The 14,690-nt window shown below is 63.8% G+C and carries 16 protein-coding genes; 9 read left to right on the plus strand and 7 right to left on the minus strand.

From position 1 onward, the window contains the following. Positions 1-5: 5 nt before the first annotated feature. From AC1C2O_RS05050 to AC1C2O_RS05060, 3 genes are all read left to right on the plus strand, one after another. Positions 6-950, plus strand: coding sequence for a DMT family transporter (locus AC1C2O_RS05050; protein ID WP_495429353.1), 945 nt, complete (start codon positions 6-8; stop codon positions 948-950). Between the two features lie 73 nt (positions 951-1,023). Continuing rightward, the gene (thrC, locus tag AC1C2O_RS05055) at positions 1,024-2,448 is read left to right on the plus strand and encodes a threonine synthase (protein WP_495429354.1); all 1,425 of its coding nucleotides are present in this window, start codon (positions 1,024-1,026) and stop codon (positions 2,446-2,448) included. A gap of 10 nt (positions 2,449-2,458) precedes the next feature. Next, positions 2,459-3,091, plus strand: coding sequence for a GyrI-like domain-containing protein (locus AC1C2O_RS05060; protein ID WP_495429355.1), 633 nt, complete (start codon positions 2,459-2,461; stop codon positions 3,089-3,091). Here the strand turns inward: AC1C2O_RS05060 and AC1C2O_RS05065 are convergent. The 4 genes from AC1C2O_RS05065 to AC1C2O_RS05080 are packed head-to-tail and all read right to left on the minus strand — an operon-like array spanning position 3,084 to position 5,975. Beyond that, the gene (locus AC1C2O_RS05065) at positions 3,084-3,476 is read right to left on the minus strand and encodes a DUF1304 domain-containing protein (protein ID WP_495429356.1); all 393 of its coding nucleotides are present in this window, start codon (positions 3,474-3,476) and stop codon (positions 3,084-3,086) included. The genes AC1C2O_RS05060 and AC1C2O_RS05065 overlap by 8 nt on opposite strands. 30 nt (positions 3,477-3,506) lie before the next feature. Then, positions 3,507-4,385, minus strand: a complete 879-nt coding sequence (locus AC1C2O_RS05070; protein WP_495431673.1) for a CPBP family intramembrane glutamic endopeptidase — start codon at positions 4,383-4,385, stop codon at positions 3,507-3,509. Between the two features lie 14 nt (positions 4,386-4,399). Continuing rightward, positions 4,400-5,125, minus strand: a complete 726-nt coding sequence (trmB, locus tag AC1C2O_RS05075) for a tRNA (guanosine(46)-N7)-methyltransferase TrmB (protein WP_495429357.1) — start codon at positions 5,123-5,125, stop codon at positions 4,400-4,402. A 16-nt stretch (positions 5,126-5,141) separates the two neighbouring features. Continuing rightward, complete coding sequence (locus AC1C2O_RS05080; protein WP_495429358.1) at positions 5,142-5,975, minus strand: DUF3097 domain-containing protein; 834 nt, start codon at positions 5,973-5,975, stop codon at positions 5,142-5,144. A 123-nt stretch (positions 5,976-6,098) separates the two neighbouring features. On the opposite strand from AC1C2O_RS05080, the gene AC1C2O_RS05085 reads away from it, so the two are divergent. The 4 genes from AC1C2O_RS05085 (at position 6,099) to AC1C2O_RS05100 (ending at position 10,229) form a co-directional block, all read left to right on the plus strand. Continuing rightward, positions 6,099-8,141, plus strand: a complete 2,043-nt coding sequence (locus AC1C2O_RS05085) for a TPM domain-containing protein (RefSeq protein WP_495429359.1) — start codon at positions 6,099-6,101, stop codon at positions 8,139-8,141. 67 nt (positions 8,142-8,208) lie between these two features. Next, positions 8,209-8,943, plus strand: a complete 735-nt coding sequence (locus AC1C2O_RS05090; protein ID WP_495429360.1) for a PspA/IM30 family protein — start codon at positions 8,209-8,211, stop codon at positions 8,941-8,943. Between the two features lie 60 nt (positions 8,944-9,003). Then, a complete protein-coding gene (locus tag AC1C2O_RS05095; RefSeq protein ID WP_495429361.1) occupies positions 9,004-9,801 on the plus strand; it encodes an arginase family protein in 798 nt (265 codons plus the stop codon). Further along, on the plus strand, positions 9,798-10,229 hold the full coding sequence (locus tag AC1C2O_RS05100) for a Fe-S oxidoreductase (protein WP_495429362.1): 432 nt from the start codon (positions 9,798-9,800) through the stop codon (positions 10,227-10,229). The genes AC1C2O_RS05095 and AC1C2O_RS05100 overlap by 4 nt, the downstream gene beginning before the upstream one ends. A 55-nt stretch (positions 10,230-10,284) precedes the next feature. Here AC1C2O_RS05100 and AC1C2O_RS05105 read toward each other — a convergent pair whose 3' ends face one another. The 3 genes from AC1C2O_RS05105 to AC1C2O_RS05115 are packed head-to-tail and all read right to left on the minus strand — an operon-like array spanning position 10,285 to position 11,984. Further along, complete coding sequence (locus AC1C2O_RS05105; RefSeq protein ID WP_495429363.1) at positions 10,285-10,755, minus strand: SIP domain-containing protein; 471 nt, start codon at positions 10,753-10,755, stop codon at positions 10,285-10,287. Positions 10,756-10,803: 48 nt separating this feature from the next. Then, a complete protein-coding gene (locus AC1C2O_RS05110; protein WP_495429364.1) occupies positions 10,804-11,511 on the minus strand; it encodes a tyrosine-protein phosphatase in 708 nt (235 codons plus the stop codon). Further along, positions 11,508-11,984 carry a carboxymuconolactone decarboxylase family protein gene (locus AC1C2O_RS05115; RefSeq protein ID WP_495429365.1) on the minus strand — a complete coding sequence of 159 codons (477 nt, stop codon included), beginning with the start codon at positions 11,982-11,984 and terminating at the stop codon, positions 11,508-11,510. The genes AC1C2O_RS05110 and AC1C2O_RS05115 overlap by 4 nt, the downstream gene beginning before the upstream one ends. Before the next feature lie 159 nt (positions 11,985-12,143). On the opposite strand from AC1C2O_RS05115, the gene AC1C2O_RS05120 reads away from it, so the two are divergent. Further along, positions 12,144-13,073 (plus strand): alpha/beta fold hydrolase, encoded by a 930-nt coding sequence (locus AC1C2O_RS05120; protein ID WP_495431674.1) that lies wholly within the window; start codon positions 12,144-12,146, stop codon positions 13,071-13,073. A 98-nt stretch (positions 13,074-13,171) separates the two neighbouring features. Further along, the gene (locus AC1C2O_RS05125; protein ID WP_495429366.1) at positions 13,172-14,689 is read left to right on the plus strand and encodes an ABC transporter substrate-binding protein; all 1,518 of its coding nucleotides are present in this window, start codon (positions 13,172-13,174) and stop codon (positions 14,687-14,689) included. Position 14,690 lies beyond the last annotated feature (1 nt).

A 14,690-nucleotide genomic window follows, 5' to 3' on the forward strand; every position in this document is an offset into this window, starting at 1 on the left:
ACACGGTGACCCTCTCAGCCTCGCCCCTTCGCCGACTGCTTCCCGACGCAGTGCTCCTACTCGTGGCGATTCTCTGGGGAGGCAGCTATCTCGCCACGCAAGACCTGGCGATGGCCTCATCAGCGGCCGCCGTGATGTGCGCGCGCTTCGTGCCGGCCGCTGTGATTCTGGTGGCCCTGAGCTTCGCTCGCCCGCGCACCACGCTTCGACAATCCGCTCTCCCCGGCATTCTGCTCGGATCTCTGCGTGCCGCGACGATCGCGCTGGAGACGATCGGGGTCACCCTCACGAGCGCTACAAACGCAGGCTTGATCATTGCACTGTCTATCCTCCTGATCCCGATTCTCGAATCCACTTTCACCCGGAGGCGTCTTTCCGCACCGCTGATCGGAAGCATCGTGCTCGCGCTCGCGGGGATCGCGCTTCTGGTCAGTGGAAATGGATTCGTCACTGTCAACCTCGGCGACGGGCTCATCCTGGTCGCTGCGGTGACGCGGGCGCTTCTCGGTGTGGCAGAAGCGCGGTTCACCGTGGGCAGGGATGCCGATGTCTGGGGGTTGACGACCGTCGAGATCACCTTCGGCGCGATCATCTTCGCGATCTGGGGTGGGAGTTCTCTGCTGGAGCACATGCCTGACTTCACCGCGACGAACTGGCTCGTGGTCGTCTACCTCGTACTGGGCTGCACGATCGTCGCGTTCCTCGGACAGCTGTGGGCCACCAAACACACCTCGGCCTCGCGCGCCGGCATGCTTCTCGGCACGGAACCCGGATGGGCGCTTGTGGTGGGAGTGCTCATCGCCGGAGACCGGATCGGGCCGCTCGGGTTTGTGGGCGCGGCGATACTTCTCTTCGCGACGTGGTGGGGTGCTCGAGCCGAACGTCGCTGGCGGGAACAGGTCACCGGCCCTCTAAGGGAGGACTCGACGGCGAGAGAGAACGCGACGTAATATCACCATCCCACGCTCTACGATAGAAGCGACGTCCTGGCATCCATCCCCCAGCACAATCGAGGTTCGAGACTTGCAGTACATCTCCACACGCGGCGGCACTCTCGGGCAGTTCTGCGATGTCCTTCTTGAGGGGCTAGCCCCGAACGGCGGACTGGCCGTTCCCGAGCACCTTCCGCAGCTGAGCACCGACGACCTTGAGCGGCTGCGGCTACTGACCTACCCCCAGCTTGCGACCTCGATCATCGGCCTGTTCGCCACCGACATCCCCCGTGAGGATCTCGCTCGGCTCTGCGAGGCGGCATACGGTGGCGGCAAATTCATGGCGGACGAGATCGTCCCCCTGAGCGACATCGGCGAGGGCATGACTCTCGTCGGGCTGTCTGAGGGGCCCACCCTGGCGTTCAAAGACATGGCGATGCAGTTCCTCGGCGAGGCCCTGGAGTACGTGCTCGAAAAGAGCGACCGGGTACTAAACGTGCTCGGAGCCACCTCGGGTGACACCGGCTCTGCCGCAGAGCATGCCCTGCGCGGACGCGAGCGTGTCTCCGTCTTCATGCTCTCCCCACAGGGACGCATGAGCGCATTCCAGCGCGCACAGATGTATTCATTGCAAGACGAGAACGTGCACAACATCGCCGTCGAAGGAGTCTTCGACGACTGCCAGAACCTTGTCAAGCGCCTCTCAACCGACCTCGAGTTCAAGCGCGCACACAGCCTTGGCGCGGTGAACTCGATCAACTTCGGCCGCATCTCGGCCCAGATCGCGTACTACGCGTGGGCATGGCTGCGCGTCACGGATACGCTGCCGGAGGCCGAGCGCGCCGGCTTCGAGGTGTCTTTCGCGGTGCCATCTGGCAACTTCGGGAACATCCTCTCCGGCCACTATGCCAAGAGCATGGGCGTCCCCATCCGCAAGCTCGTGCTCGCCTCGAACGAGAACAACGTGCTCGACGAGTTCTTCCGCACCGGCCACTACCGCCCGCGTAACGCCGAGAACACCCTTGCGACCTCGAGCCCTTCGATGGATGTCTCCCGCGCCTCCAACCTGGAACGCTTCGTCTTCGACCTTCTCGGACGCGACCCGGAGCGCACCGCCGCCGCCTGGCACGAGCTCGAAGAGCGCGACGAGATCAACCTCTCCGCCGAGCTTGATCGCTTCCTCCCCGAGTTCGGCATCGTCAGCGGCACCAGCACGCACGACGACCGCCTCGCGACGATCCGTGAATTCTCCGAGAAAAGCGGGGTCATCCTCGACCCGCACACCGCCGACGGCGCCAAGGTCGCCCGCGACCACGTCGAACCCGGTGTACCCATGCTTGTTCTCGAGACGGCGAAGCCTGCGAAGTTCGCGGAACTCATCGCAGAGGCGCTCGGCACTACGATCGAGCCAGATGCGGAGACTCGCGCACTCCTCGATGCCCCGCAGCGTGTGGTGAAAATGGCCGACGACGAGCAGCAGCTTCGCGCCTATATCTCCGAGCACGCGCTCGGCTGAGGCTCGGCTCATGGGCGACAAGGTCGACTTCAAGAAGACGATCGATGCATACCGAGCCCACAAGGGTCGATTCGACGTCGTCGATGTTCCCGCGCTGAACTACCTCATGATCGACGGGCACGGCGATCCGAACACCTCTGCCGAGTTCACCTCGGCCATCGAGGCGCTCTACCCCCTCGCATACGCGCTGAAGTTCGCCAGCAAGTACACGCTCGACCGTGACTACACCGTCATGCCCTTGGAAGCACTGTGGTGGGCGGACGACCATGCATCATTCACGGCATCGCGTGACAAGTCGAAGTGGGACTGGACGCTGATGCTCATGCAGCCCGACTGGATTGATCACGAGATGTTCGCTGATGCCGTCGCGAGGGCCGCGGCGAAGAAGGCGGAAGCACGCTTTCATGAAGTGCGCTTCGGGTCATTCACCGAAGGAACCTGTGTACAGACTTTGCACGTCGGCGCTTTCGACGACGAGGCCACAGTCCTCGCCGAAATGCACGACGTCGTCATCCCTCATCACGGGCTGCAGATGACCGGCAAACACCATGAGATCTATTTCAGCGACCCGCGCAAGGGCGATCCGACCAAGCGCCGCACACTCCTGCGCCAGCCGGTCGCACCTGTTGCTCCGCTCAGCTGATCGCAACCGCCACAGCAGTGACGATGATCGCGAGCAAAGGCATCCCACCCTGCATCGCCGCTGACTTCGCCAACTTCGGGTTCGACAGCACCAGCACGAGAGCCGCCGCCACCATCATTCCGGTGCCAGCGAACACCAAAGTCAGGCCGACTGTCGCCTGCCCCGAGAGCAGAAGCGCGATGCCGAGCAGCACCGTGAGCGCCAGGAAGAGATTGTAAAAGCCCTGGTTGAATGCCAGTGGCTTCATGGTCTCGGCATCCTCTTCACTGGCGACGCCGAAGATCTTGCGAGTTTCCGGCTCCGTCCACCTCAGTGACTCGAGGGCGAAGATGAAGACGTGGAATGCGGCAGCCGCCGCAGCGAGGACCAGACCGATTATGAGCATTGTCTGATTGTCCACCATGACGGGTGTCTTTCAGAGCAGGAAAATAGACAACATTCCTGGATTGTGCGCGTGCACCAGCACCGCGAACACCACCGCGTCGAACAGCAGGTGCACCGTGACGACGTAGGCAAGCGAGTGCGTGCGCAGGAAGATGTAGCCCTGCAGCAGCGCGAACGGGATCGTCAGCAGCGGCCCCCACTCGCGGTAGCCGAGCTCCCACAGGAACGACACGAACACGATCATCTGCAGCACGTTTGCGAGAGCGTCCGGAAAGTGTCTGCGCAGCAATGCGAAGACAGTGCAGATGAAGAACAGCTCATCCCAGATTCCCACCGCGCCGACCCCGACGAACAGTCGCGCGATCAGCTCGGGCGAGTCGACTACCGGCCAGTTCTCGTACACCCCGCTGGTGATGAAGTAGAACGGCAGGATCAGCCAGCCAAGGACCAGCACCGCGATCAGCCACCCCCATTGCAACTTCCCCCAGCGCTTGCGCGTTCGCCACGGGAAGCTGATCGCGCGGTCACGGAATACGAATCGTGAGATCAGATAAGGCACGGCCACGGCGCCACCGAGCGCGAGCGTGAATCGCAGCATCGCCATGTTGTCGAGTTCGGCCGCCAAGGGGATGACGCTGACGATGAGCATGCCGATCGCGATGAGCGAGAGGTCGCGTGTAAGCGAAGGGGATGCCGAGATGTCGCGCGCGGATTCCAGACGTGACCCGACACGCACCGTCGGCCGCTGCACGGGCCAGCGCCGTTCGACCACCCAGGCGGCGACGATTCCGACCGCAAGCAGTACCCAGCCCAGCCAGGTCCACTGTGCGACGAAGAACGCAGGCGCTGCGAGGCACACCAGTACGGCGGGGACGAGTCCTGGCCCCCACCCGGTCGAGGCGCGCGTCACGCCCGAGACACGCGTCACGCCCGAGGCTTCCGCCGATAGACGAGGTCGCGGATGTCGCGTCCCTTGTCGATTCCCTTGCGTTCGAAAGAGGTCATCACACGTCCGTCGAAACGCCCTGCCCAGTCGCCTTCGAACGCGCGCTCCAACTGCGGCTCGGCATCCAGTACCTGACGCATCTGGCGCGCGTAGTCCTCCCAGTCCGTGGCGAGTCGGAGCAGGCCACCGTCTTCGAGCGCGCGGGCAGCGGTGGCGCCGAAACCTTCGCGGATCAGCCGACGCTTGTTGTGGCGTGACTTGTGCCATGGGTCGGAGAAGAAGATCCAGACCTCCGCAGCGCTGCCCTCCGGAAGGTAGGTTGCCAGGACTTCTGGCGCATTCGCCTCGACGAGTCGAAGGTTTCGCACCCCCGCCTTATCTGCATCGAGCATGGTGCGCGCAATTCCCGCACGGAACACCTCTACAGCCAGGAAATCATCGTCAGGACGAGAGGATGCCGCTGAGATGATCGCGTGCCCCTGGCCGGATCCGATCTCGACGATCAGCCGGGCATCGCGGCCGTACGTCGCGGCAACATCCAGACGCGCATCCGTGTGGACGCTTGTCTCGGCGTCTCCACGAGGGACGTCCAGGAAGTACTGCGGTGCAAGTTCGGTGAACGCTCGCTCCTGAGCCTCAGACATCCGCCCGCTCCGGCGTACGAAGGAGACCGGCTCATCACGGAAAGTGCGGGGATCATGCATACCTCAAGGGTATCTGTCAGGGAGCGGTCACGAAGTCGATGAGTTCCTCGACGCGGCCGAGCAGCGCCGGCTCCAGATCACGATAGGAGTTCACCTTGCTGAGGATGAATTGCCATGCGCGACCCGTATCGCCCTGAGTCTCGTACGGCCAGCCGAATGCCTTGCAGATTCCGGTCTTCCAGTCTGTGCCCCGCGGAATCTCGGGCCAGCGAGCGATTCCGAGTGTTTTCGGAGTGACGCACTGCCAGACATCGATGAACGGGTGCCCGACGATCTTCAAGTGCCGGCCATGCGGCCCGCGCATGATGGCATCGGTGATCCGCGATTCCTTGGAACCCGGCACCAGATGATCCACCAGCACCCCGTAGCGCCGCGTCGGGTTCGGTGGCGCGCTCGCCAGCAGCTCGTCGAGCTTGTCGACCCCCTGCAGGAACTCGACAACGACGCCTTCGATTCGCAGGTCAGCGCCCCACACCTTCTCGACAAGTTCCGCGTCGTGCTTTCCCTCCACCAGGATGCGGCTGGGCAGTGCAATACGCGCACGCTGGTCGGCGACTGCTACCGAGCCGGATGCCGTGCGCTTGGTCGTTTGCTTGGCCAGAGTTGGGGGGATCAGACGCACCGGTTTGCCATCGATCATGAACCCGCCGCCGAGCGGGAAAAGTCGCTTTCGGCCATGGAAATCCTCAAGTTCCACATTGCCGCCCTGGACTCGCGTCACTGCGCCGCAAAAACCGTCCTGAGCCACCTCAACCACCAGGTCGCGCTCTGCGGCGACGGTCGCCACTTGGGCTGCCCCACGCTCCAGCCATCCCGCAGCGAGCACATCCGAGCCATACATGTCGTCCATGCCTTCCAGCGTATGTGTCTGCGCTGATGGCGAACGGAGTTCACGCGTTGGATGCTGTCGCGTGTCGGTCGCTGTGCATAGACTCGTTGCATGGGGCACGGCGGCCGGTCGGAGGGAATGCGTATGAAGACGAGGTGGCTGACTGCGGCCGCGGTGACGCTCGCCGCTCTGCTCGGAGCAGTTTCCGCGTCTGCGGCATTCGCTACTGACCCACTCCCCCTCGATCCTGGCTACGTCACGGATGCTGCCGGCGTGTTGAGCGCTAGCGAGAAGCAGTCTGCTGAAGACCGCCTCCAGGAACTCACCGAGAATTCGACGGCAGATCTCTTCGTCGTCCTCGTGGATGACTTCACCTCTCCGTCGGAGTACACCGCATGGGCCGACCGGGTCGCCGAGATCAACAATCTCGGCCCGGAGCAGTACCTGCTGGCGATCTCAACCGAGGGACGCAACTTCTATATTTCTGCGGCTGAAGACGGACCGCTGAGTTTCAGCAAGCTCGACGACATCGAAAACAAAATCCAGCCCCTGCTCGCACAGAGCGACTGGCATGGCGCGATCATCCTCGCTGCCGATGAGGTTCAGGGCGACGGCGGAGCCGGCGCGTTGCGGGTCTTCTTGATCATCGCGGGCATCGTGGTCCTTGCGCTCGTAATCTGGCTGGTCGTCGCGCTGATCAGACGCGCTCGCAAGAATGCCGAGATTCGCAGACGCGGTGCCATGCCGGAAACCCCCGACCCCAATGACCCGTTCTCGACGTTGACCGACGAGCAGGTCGAGACTCAGGCGGGTTCCGCGCTCGTGCAGGCTGACGATGCGATCACCTCAAGCCGTGAGGAGCTCGGCTTCGCTGTGGCGCAGTTCGGAGAGGGCGCGACCGCTGCGTTCAGCGGCGCAATCGAGGCGGCAAGCGCCAAGATGTCGGAGGCCTTCGACCTCAAGCAGAAGCTCGATGACGAGATCGAAGATACTGTTCACGATCGTCGGGCCTGGCACATCCGCATCATTCAGCTGTGCGATGAGATCGATGATCTCCTCGATGACAACACCGAGGCGTTCGACGCGCTCCGAAAACTCGAGCAGAACGCGCCGCAGGAACTCGAACGTGTCCGTGGCGAACGCGCACAGCTGCAGCCGGTTCTGGACGGTGCCGCACCCGCGCTGGCCGCACTGTCTGCCGCTTATGACGCAGAAGCGCTGAACACAGTCGCCGACAACCCCACACAGGCGCAGGAGCGTGCGGCCCTCGCTGACCGCTCCATCGACGCCGCAGCGCAGGCGATTGCTGCAGGCAGCTCAGGCGAGGCAGCATTCGCGATCCGCACGGCCGAGCAGTCCGTCGCCCAAGCCGCGCAGCTGGCACAGGCGATCGACAAGCTCGGCACAGAGCTCGCCGAAAGCGAGAGGCAGTCCAGGGCGCTGATCACCGAGTTGCAGAGCGACCTCGCCGCCGCTCAGCAGCTGCCTGATACTGCAGGAGCAATCGCCTCCGCTACCGCGGCGACTGCCGTCCAGCTGCAGCAGGCAGAGGCGAATCTCACCGGTTCCGCACGCAGCCCCCAGCGAGTGCTCGAAGCGCTCACCGCCGCGAACGCCCAGATCGACGCCGCAATCGCCCAGGGCAGGGAGACGGCCGAGCGCGCGCACCGCGCGCAGCTGATGCTCGAGCAGACTCTGACGCAGGCGACCTCAGAGGTCCGCGGCGCTCGCGACTACGTCGAGACCCGGCGTGGCTCGGTCGGATCCACCGCCCGCACGCGATTGTCGCAGGCGCAGGCCGCGCTCACGCAGGCGGAGAACCTTCGTGCGAGCGATCCCCAGGCCGCCCTCGCAGAGGCGCAGCGTGCCCTCGATCTCGCCCGACAGGCACGCTCCTCAGCGCAGTCGGATGTGAACGGTTACGACCGCGGCCAATACCAGGACGACAACTGGGGCGGTGGCATCTTCGGGGGCTCGTCACGGGGTTCCAACAACTCTGGCCTAGGCGGCGACATTCTCGGTGGCATCATCGGCGGTCTGCTCGCCGGCGGTGGCAGTGGCGGATCATCGCACCGCAGCAGCTGGCGTTCCAGCGGCAGCAGCGGCGGCGGATTCCGCAGCTCCGGCTTCGGTGGTGGCAGTCGCTCCAGCGGCCGCAGCGGACGCTCCGGAGGGGGGCGCTTCTAACATCTCTCCCCTGTTCTCACGACGTGCACAACTTCAAAAGACTCCGTCTCAACCGAAAGGAAACACAATGACCAAACAGTCCATCTTCGGTCGCATCTCCACGCTGATGAAGGCCAACATCAACTCGATGATCGACTCTGCGGAAGACCCGCAGAAGATGATCGATCAGCTCGTGCGCGACTACACGAACAATGTCGCCGACGCCGAGGCAGCGATCGCCGAGACCATCGGGAACCTGCGCCTCCTCGAGCGTGACCATGAAGAAGACGTCCAGTCTGCAAAAAACTGGGGCAACAAGGCTCTTGCCGCGAGCCGGAAGGCCGACGAGCTGCGCGGAGCGGGCGACGCCAGCGACGCCGACAAGTTCGACAGTCTCGCGAAGATCGCGCTGCAACGCCAGATCGGCGCCGAGCGTGAGGCGGCCGGGGCAGAGCCGACCATCAGCTCGCAGACAGAGGTCGTCGACAAGCTCAAGAGCGGGCTGAACGGCATGAAGGACAAGCTCGGCGAGCTCAAGGCGAAGCGCAGCGAGCTGCTCGCTCGCGCCAAGGTCGCCGAGGCGCAGACCAAGGTGCAAGATGCCGTCTCGTCGATCAACGTGCTCGACCCGACCAGCGAACTCGGCCGCTTCGAAGACAAGGTTCGCCGCCAGGAGGCACTTGCGGCCGGCAAGGTGGAGCTTGCAGCATCCAGCCTCGACGCACAGTTCGAGAGCCTGGAAGATCTCGGTGAGCTCACCGAGGTAGAGGCCCGACTTGCCGAGCTGAAGGCCGGCAGGACGCAGTCGCAGCTCGAGTCCTGAGACTCCGGATGTCCCGGGCCGACGCGCCCGGGACATCCCCATTCACTTTTGGAGGTCCCTGTGGCCCGCTTTCTCGTGATTCCACAATGGCAGGGCTCTCCTGCCGCACGCGCGATGCTGCTCGTCGACGGCGCATCTGCAATCGCGGGTGATCTACCCCGCAATGCGACGACCGTTCTCGACGTGCCGATTGAGGCGGGCGATTCACTTGGCACCGGTGTGCACCGGCTGAGCTCGATCCAGCGAGTTCGTTCTTTGGTCGCCGATACGATGTCGCCAGACACAGTCATCGTCGGTGGCGATTGCAGCGTGACGGTTGCCGCATTGAGTGCGATCGATCACGACGACGTCGCTATCGTGTGGTGCGATGCACACCCAGACCTGCACCTCCCAGAGTCCTCGCCCTCTGGTGCGTACTCAGGTATGGCACTGCGCAGCATCCTCGGCGAAGGCGAACCGCAGCTCGCACTCTCCCCCGCAATCTCGCGCGATCGTGTGATCGCCGTCGGCGCGCGTGTCATCGACGACGCCGAGGAGGCGTCGCTCGCGACACTCACCCGGCTGAGCGTCGACGATCTGAGCGACCCCGACGCTCTGGCTGACGCCGTCGTGGCGACCGGCGCGAAGCGGGTCTGGGTGCATATCGACGTCGACGTGCTCGATCCCGCCGAAATCGCGGGCGTCTCTGACGCGGCACCGTTCGGCATCAGTCCTGCCGCGCTGGCTGCCGCTGTTCGCGCGCTCCGCGCGCGCGTGCCTCTAGCTGGTGCGACAATCGCCGGTTTCGCGCCACGGTCACCGGTGGATGCTGTCGATGACCTCGGCACGATCCTGCGACTCGTCGGCGCCATCGCATGAGTTCAGACTGGCAACCAGCCGCCGAGGCGTCGCTCGCGCAGGGGCGACGCTTCGACCGACGCATCCCCTCGTTCCTGCTGCGTTCGCCGATCAGTCGACTTGGCTACGCCTGGGGCACCGGCGTCGGCTGGCTATGGGGAGGGCTGTGGAGCACAGGCCCCATCGAACGCAGACAGGGTCTATGGGTGTTTCGCGGCATGCCGAAGTGGACGTTCAATCGCGGTGGTGTGTGCGTCGGCGGATGCTTTCTGACCGGAGACACGAACCCGAGCGAGGCCGTGCTGCGACACGAGGCGGTGCACAAGGCGCAGTGGCTGCGCTACGGATTCCTGATGCCGGTGCTCTACCTGTTCGCGGGCCGCAACCCGCTGCGCAACCGCTTTGAGATCGAAGCGGGGCTGGAAGACGGGAACTACGTGCGTCGCTGACGTTGTTCAGCAGTCGGCGCGGAGTGACTACCAGTCGGCACTCAGCGGCAGGCGCTCAGTGGTCAGCAGACAGCAGACCGAAGCGCTCGGGCGTCTGGATCATGGAGACCGGCACCTCGAGTGAGTCAGTGAGGTGCTCGACGATGTCGGCGGTACCCAGGTATCCCCCGAAAAGTGTCACCCGCGTGGGCGTCGCATCGTCGCACAGCATCTCATCTGCCCATGCGCAGGTGGCTCGAGCCAGAGCCGCACCAGGTGCACACGAGCGCCCGGTGCCCGGGGCGCCGGAACGCGATGAGCGTGCGAGCCAGGTGACCGTCATCCGAGCCGGAACATCGACAACGCTGATGTCGCTCACCTCGGGAACCTCGATGAAGACGCGGCCAGAGGCGCACATCGGGAGCGTGGCCAGGAAGACCTCGAGTTCGACCAGAGAGTTCTCGTCGGCGGTCACCAGGTGATGCGCGCTCAGACGTGCGGCTCGGCGCTGGGCGCGTCCGCTGCGAACGAAGGTGGAGGTCGTCATGATCCCCAAGCATAGCACCGGCGAAGGGTTGCCTAACCTTGGTCGCTTTCAGTCTTCTACAAGTGCGGTTCGCAGATCTGCGAGTTCGGCATCCGTGAGCCCATTCGCGACGAGGTACTCAGCTGCCGAACCCCAACGTGCATCCACCTCGTCCAGCAGGCTCCGCATGACTTCGGCAGGCGACAACGTGGCCAGAGCCACCGCGTGCTTGGCCTCGGGATGCTGCGTCTGCAGGAACGTCACGATCTTGCGATTTCGTTCCTGGGGCAACTGCGACGCCGTGAGCGCGTAGTCAGCGATGATCGCTCCTCGATCTGCGCCGACCGCAGCGAGGGCGAGCGCGACAGTGACACCCGTGCGATCCTTGCCAACCGTGCAGTGCACGAGCGTCGACTCACCACGTGCGATCACGCGGATCGCATCCACAAGTCGTTCGCCGCTCTCCTCGAGCAGTTGGCGATACATCTGATCGAGGCTGAGGTCGTCGTCGAAAAACGACGCAACCGATCCGAGAAAAAGCGGCAGGTGGGTCGTCGCGATGGCCTTCGTCGCTGAGGGCGCCGCAGCCACCTCCTGTCCATCGCGCAAATCGACAACGTGAGTGACGCGTCGCTCCAACTCAGCAACGCCCGCATCTGTCGCTGCGACGAGATTTCCCGATCTCAGAAGCTTGCCCTCGCGAATCCGCCCATGCTGAGTCGGCATCCCGCCGACATCGCGGAAGTTGAAGACACCATCGACCTGGATGACGGTCACGCGGTCACCTGCGCACCGCGCGCCGGAACCGGGTAACGGCCGGCGATGACAACGCGATTGAAGGCGTTGATCGAAATGCACGCCCAGCTCAGCGCTGCGTACTCCTTCTCAGTAAAGACACTGCCGACCCTGTCGTACACCTCGTCAGGGATGCCATCCTCGTGAATGAAGGTGAACGCTTCAGCGAGCTCCAGGGCAGCGCACTCACGATCAGAGAAGACTCCACTCTCTCGCCAGGTGGGGATCTGCGTGAGGGTGTCTGCGTCGATGCCTGCCGCGGCAGCGCGATCGACGTGCACGCGCGTGCAATAGGCGCACCCATTGAGCTGCGAACTGTGGATCATGACGAGCTCCTTCAGCCGGTCATCAATCCCGTTCTCCGCACAGATCTGCCCCACAGTCCGCGAGAACGCATCCAAGGCCTGGTAGGCCGTCGGCTCGGTCTTGGACAGGTGCACCCGCGTCTCGCTCATGTCTCAATGATAGGACGGCACGCTGACAGACTCACCCTCGAGCGAGATTCAATATGTCAAGCGAAAACCGAGCATGTTCATATATTTGCATAGCAATTGCGAACTTTCACTTGTCACCTTGCTCTTGCATTTCCTGCGCCGGGGTTTGAGGGTCAGAATATTGCCGTGGCGACAGAAATCGATGAGTTCAGCTACCTTCCGCACCAGGCACGGGCGCTCGGAGTGGAGGTGGTTACTGTCACGCGCCTCACTCTGACACTTCCAGACGGCCGCGTGCTGAGTGCGCTCCGCTACGGAGAAGATGCTCCGACCGTCACGCTGCTGCACGGCGCTGGCCTCAATGCTCACACGTGGGACACAACTGCACTCCTGCTGCGCGAACCGACTCTCGCGATCGATCTCGCTGGCCACGGAGATTCAAGCTGGCGCGATGACGTGGACTATTCCGCCCGCACTCTCGCCGCCGATGTCGTCATCGCGCTTGAGCAGTGGACCTCAGAGCCGCAGGTGCTGGTTGGCCAGTCTCTCGGTGGGCTGACCGCGGCCGCCGTGGCATCCACTCGTCCTGACTTGGTGCGTGAGCTAATCACCGTCGACATCACGCCGGGTATCGACACCTCCGGCGGCCCAGCGGTCCTCCGCAAGTTCTACGAGGGCCCCACCGATTTCGCCACCCGCGACGAACTGGTCGATCGCGCGATCTCACTCGGCTTCGGCGGTTCGCGCCCCGACACCGAGCGGGGAGTCTTCCTCAACACCCGCGTACGTCCGGACGGTCGCATCGAGTGGAAGCATCACTTCGCTCACCTCGCATCCCGTGCACTGGCCGCGCCCGCTACCGACAACGCGACGCCGCCGATCCTCGCCACCACCGGCTGGGATGACCTTGCCGGGGCAAAAGCACCCATCACGCTCGTGCGGGCCACCTCAGGTTTCGTCAGCGAAGCCGATGGTGTCGAACTGCAGCGCCTCGTGCCGACCGCGCAAGTGATCAACGTCGTCGCTACCCACAATGTGCAGGAGACAGCGCCCAAAGAGCTCGCCGATCTCATCCGCGCTTCGGTGAAGGCGCCCGCCCGAGGAATGTGACGCCGCATTCCACTGTTCTGAGTACACAGTCCGCCCTTCCCTAGGCTCTACCCGAACCGGCAACACAGCAGCTGCCACCCGAGAGGATCCCGCACTTCATGTTCCGACGTCCCAGACGCCTTGCCGTCATCTCCGCCCTCGCCGCGACCGTCCTCATCCTGACGGCCTGCGCGGGTTCCACGCCGGAGCCGGTGGAGACCTCCACAGGCGAGCCCGATCCCGACGCGACGCTCACCGTCGGTCTCGTTCTCGAACCGACGAACCTCGATATCCGTCACACCAGCGGCGCAGCGATCGAACAGATCCTGATCGACAACATCTACGAGGGCCTGGTGACGCGCACGCAGGACAACACCATCGAGCCGAGCCTGGCCTCCGAGTATGAAGTCTCCGATGACGGCCTCACCTACACGTTCACGCTCAACGAGGGCATCACGTTCCACAGCGGCACGGCACTCACCTCAGCGGATGTCGTGGCATCCTATGAAGCCGTCCGCACGGACGAGACACTGCAGGGCTTCTCTGATTTCGCGAGTATCGCCTCGATTGCGGCGCCGGATGCGACATCAGTGGTCATCACACTGACCGCGCCGAACCAGAACTTCCTGTTCGCGCTCACCGGTCCTGCTGGGCTCGTCTTCCAGACCGGTGACACCACCGACCTGCAAACCGCAGAGAACGGCACCGGCCCGTTCACTTTGGAAAAGTGGAGTAAGGGAAGTGCAATCACCTTCGCGCGCCACGATGCCTACTGGGGCGAGCCGGCCAGTGTCGCCGAGGTGGTCTTCGAATACATCCCCGACTTCACCGCTGGTGTCAATGCCGCCCTCGACGGCAGCCTCGATGTTCTCACCGCAGTCGACCCCAACCTCGCCCCCGAGCTTGAAGACTCGGGAGATTTCCTGCTGACCCAGGGCCGCACCACCGACAAGGCAACTCTTGCATTCAACAACGCGAAGGCGCCGCTTGACGACGTGCGCGTGCGTGAGGCGCTGCGACTCGCAATCGATCACGAAGCACTCATCGAGGCGGTTGGTTCCGGCCAGGCACAGTATGGTCCGATCCCCGAACTCGACCCCGGGTACGAAGACCTGTCAGATGTTGCCCCCTACGACCCGGAGCGCGCGAAGGAACTGCTCGCCGATGCCGGGCAGGAGGACCTGGAGCTGACGCTCACCATTCCGTCCTTCTATGGGACCACCGTGCCCACCGTGTTGATCTCCGACTTCGCAAAGGTCGGCGTCACGCTTGAAGTCAACTCGGTCGAGTTCGCGACATGGCTCGAGGACGTCTACACGAACAAGGACTACGAACTCAGCTTCGTGCTCCACGTCGAGCCTCGTGACTTCGGTAACTTCGCAAACCCTGACTACTACTTCAACTACGACAACCCCGAAGTGCAGCGACTGTACGCTGAGGCACTCGCCGAAATCGATGAAGACGCCTCCGCCGCACTTCTCGCCGAGGCCGCGCGTCTCGTCTCCGAGGATCATGCCGCCGATTGGCTGTACACGGGTGAGACCATCACCGCCGTGCGCCCGATCGTCGCCGGGTTCCCCGAAGACTCGATCAACTCGCGAATCAACCTCGCGGGTGTCACCGTCGCCGCAGAGTAAT

It is taken from the genome of Microbacterium sp. Y355 (assembly GCF_059445345.1).

Coding starts and splice junctions, on each gene's coding strand:
- AC1C2O_RS05060 (WP_495429355.1), top strand. CDS start 2,459: ATGGGCGACAAGGTCGACTTCAAGAAGACGATCGATGCATACCGAGCC.
- AC1C2O_RS05065 (WP_495429356.1), bottom strand. CDS start 3,476: ATGCTCATAATCGGTCTGGTCCTCGCTGCGGCGGCTGCCGCATTCCAC.
- trmB (WP_495429357.1), bottom strand. CDS start 5,125: ATGCATGATCCCCGCACTTTCCGTGATGAGCCGGTCTCCTTCGTACGC.
- AC1C2O_RS05080 (WP_495429358.1), bottom strand. CDS start 5,975: ATGGACGACATGTATGGCTCGGATGTGCTCGCTGCGGGATGGCTGGAG.
- AC1C2O_RS05085 (WP_495429359.1), top strand. CDS start 6,099: ATGAAGACGAGGTGGCTGACTGCGGCCGCGGTGACGCTCGCCGCTCTG.
- AC1C2O_RS05090 (WP_495429360.1), top strand. CDS start 8,209: ATGACCAAACAGTCCATCTTCGGTCGCATCTCCACGCTGATGAAGGCC.
- AC1C2O_RS05100 (WP_495429362.1), top strand. CDS start 9,798: ATGAGTTCAGACTGGCAACCAGCCGCCGAGGCGTCGCTCGCGCAGGGG.
- AC1C2O_RS05105 (WP_495429363.1), bottom strand. CDS start 10,755: ATGACGACCTCCACCTTCGTTCGCAGCGGACGCGCCCAGCGCCGAGCC.
- AC1C2O_RS05115 (WP_495429365.1), bottom strand. CDS start 11,984: ATGAGCGAGACGCGGGTGCACCTGTCCAAGACCGAGCCGACGGCCTAC.
- AC1C2O_RS05125 (WP_495429366.1), top strand. CDS start 13,172: ATGTTCCGACGTCCCAGACGCCTTGCCGTCATCTCCGCCCTCGCCGCG.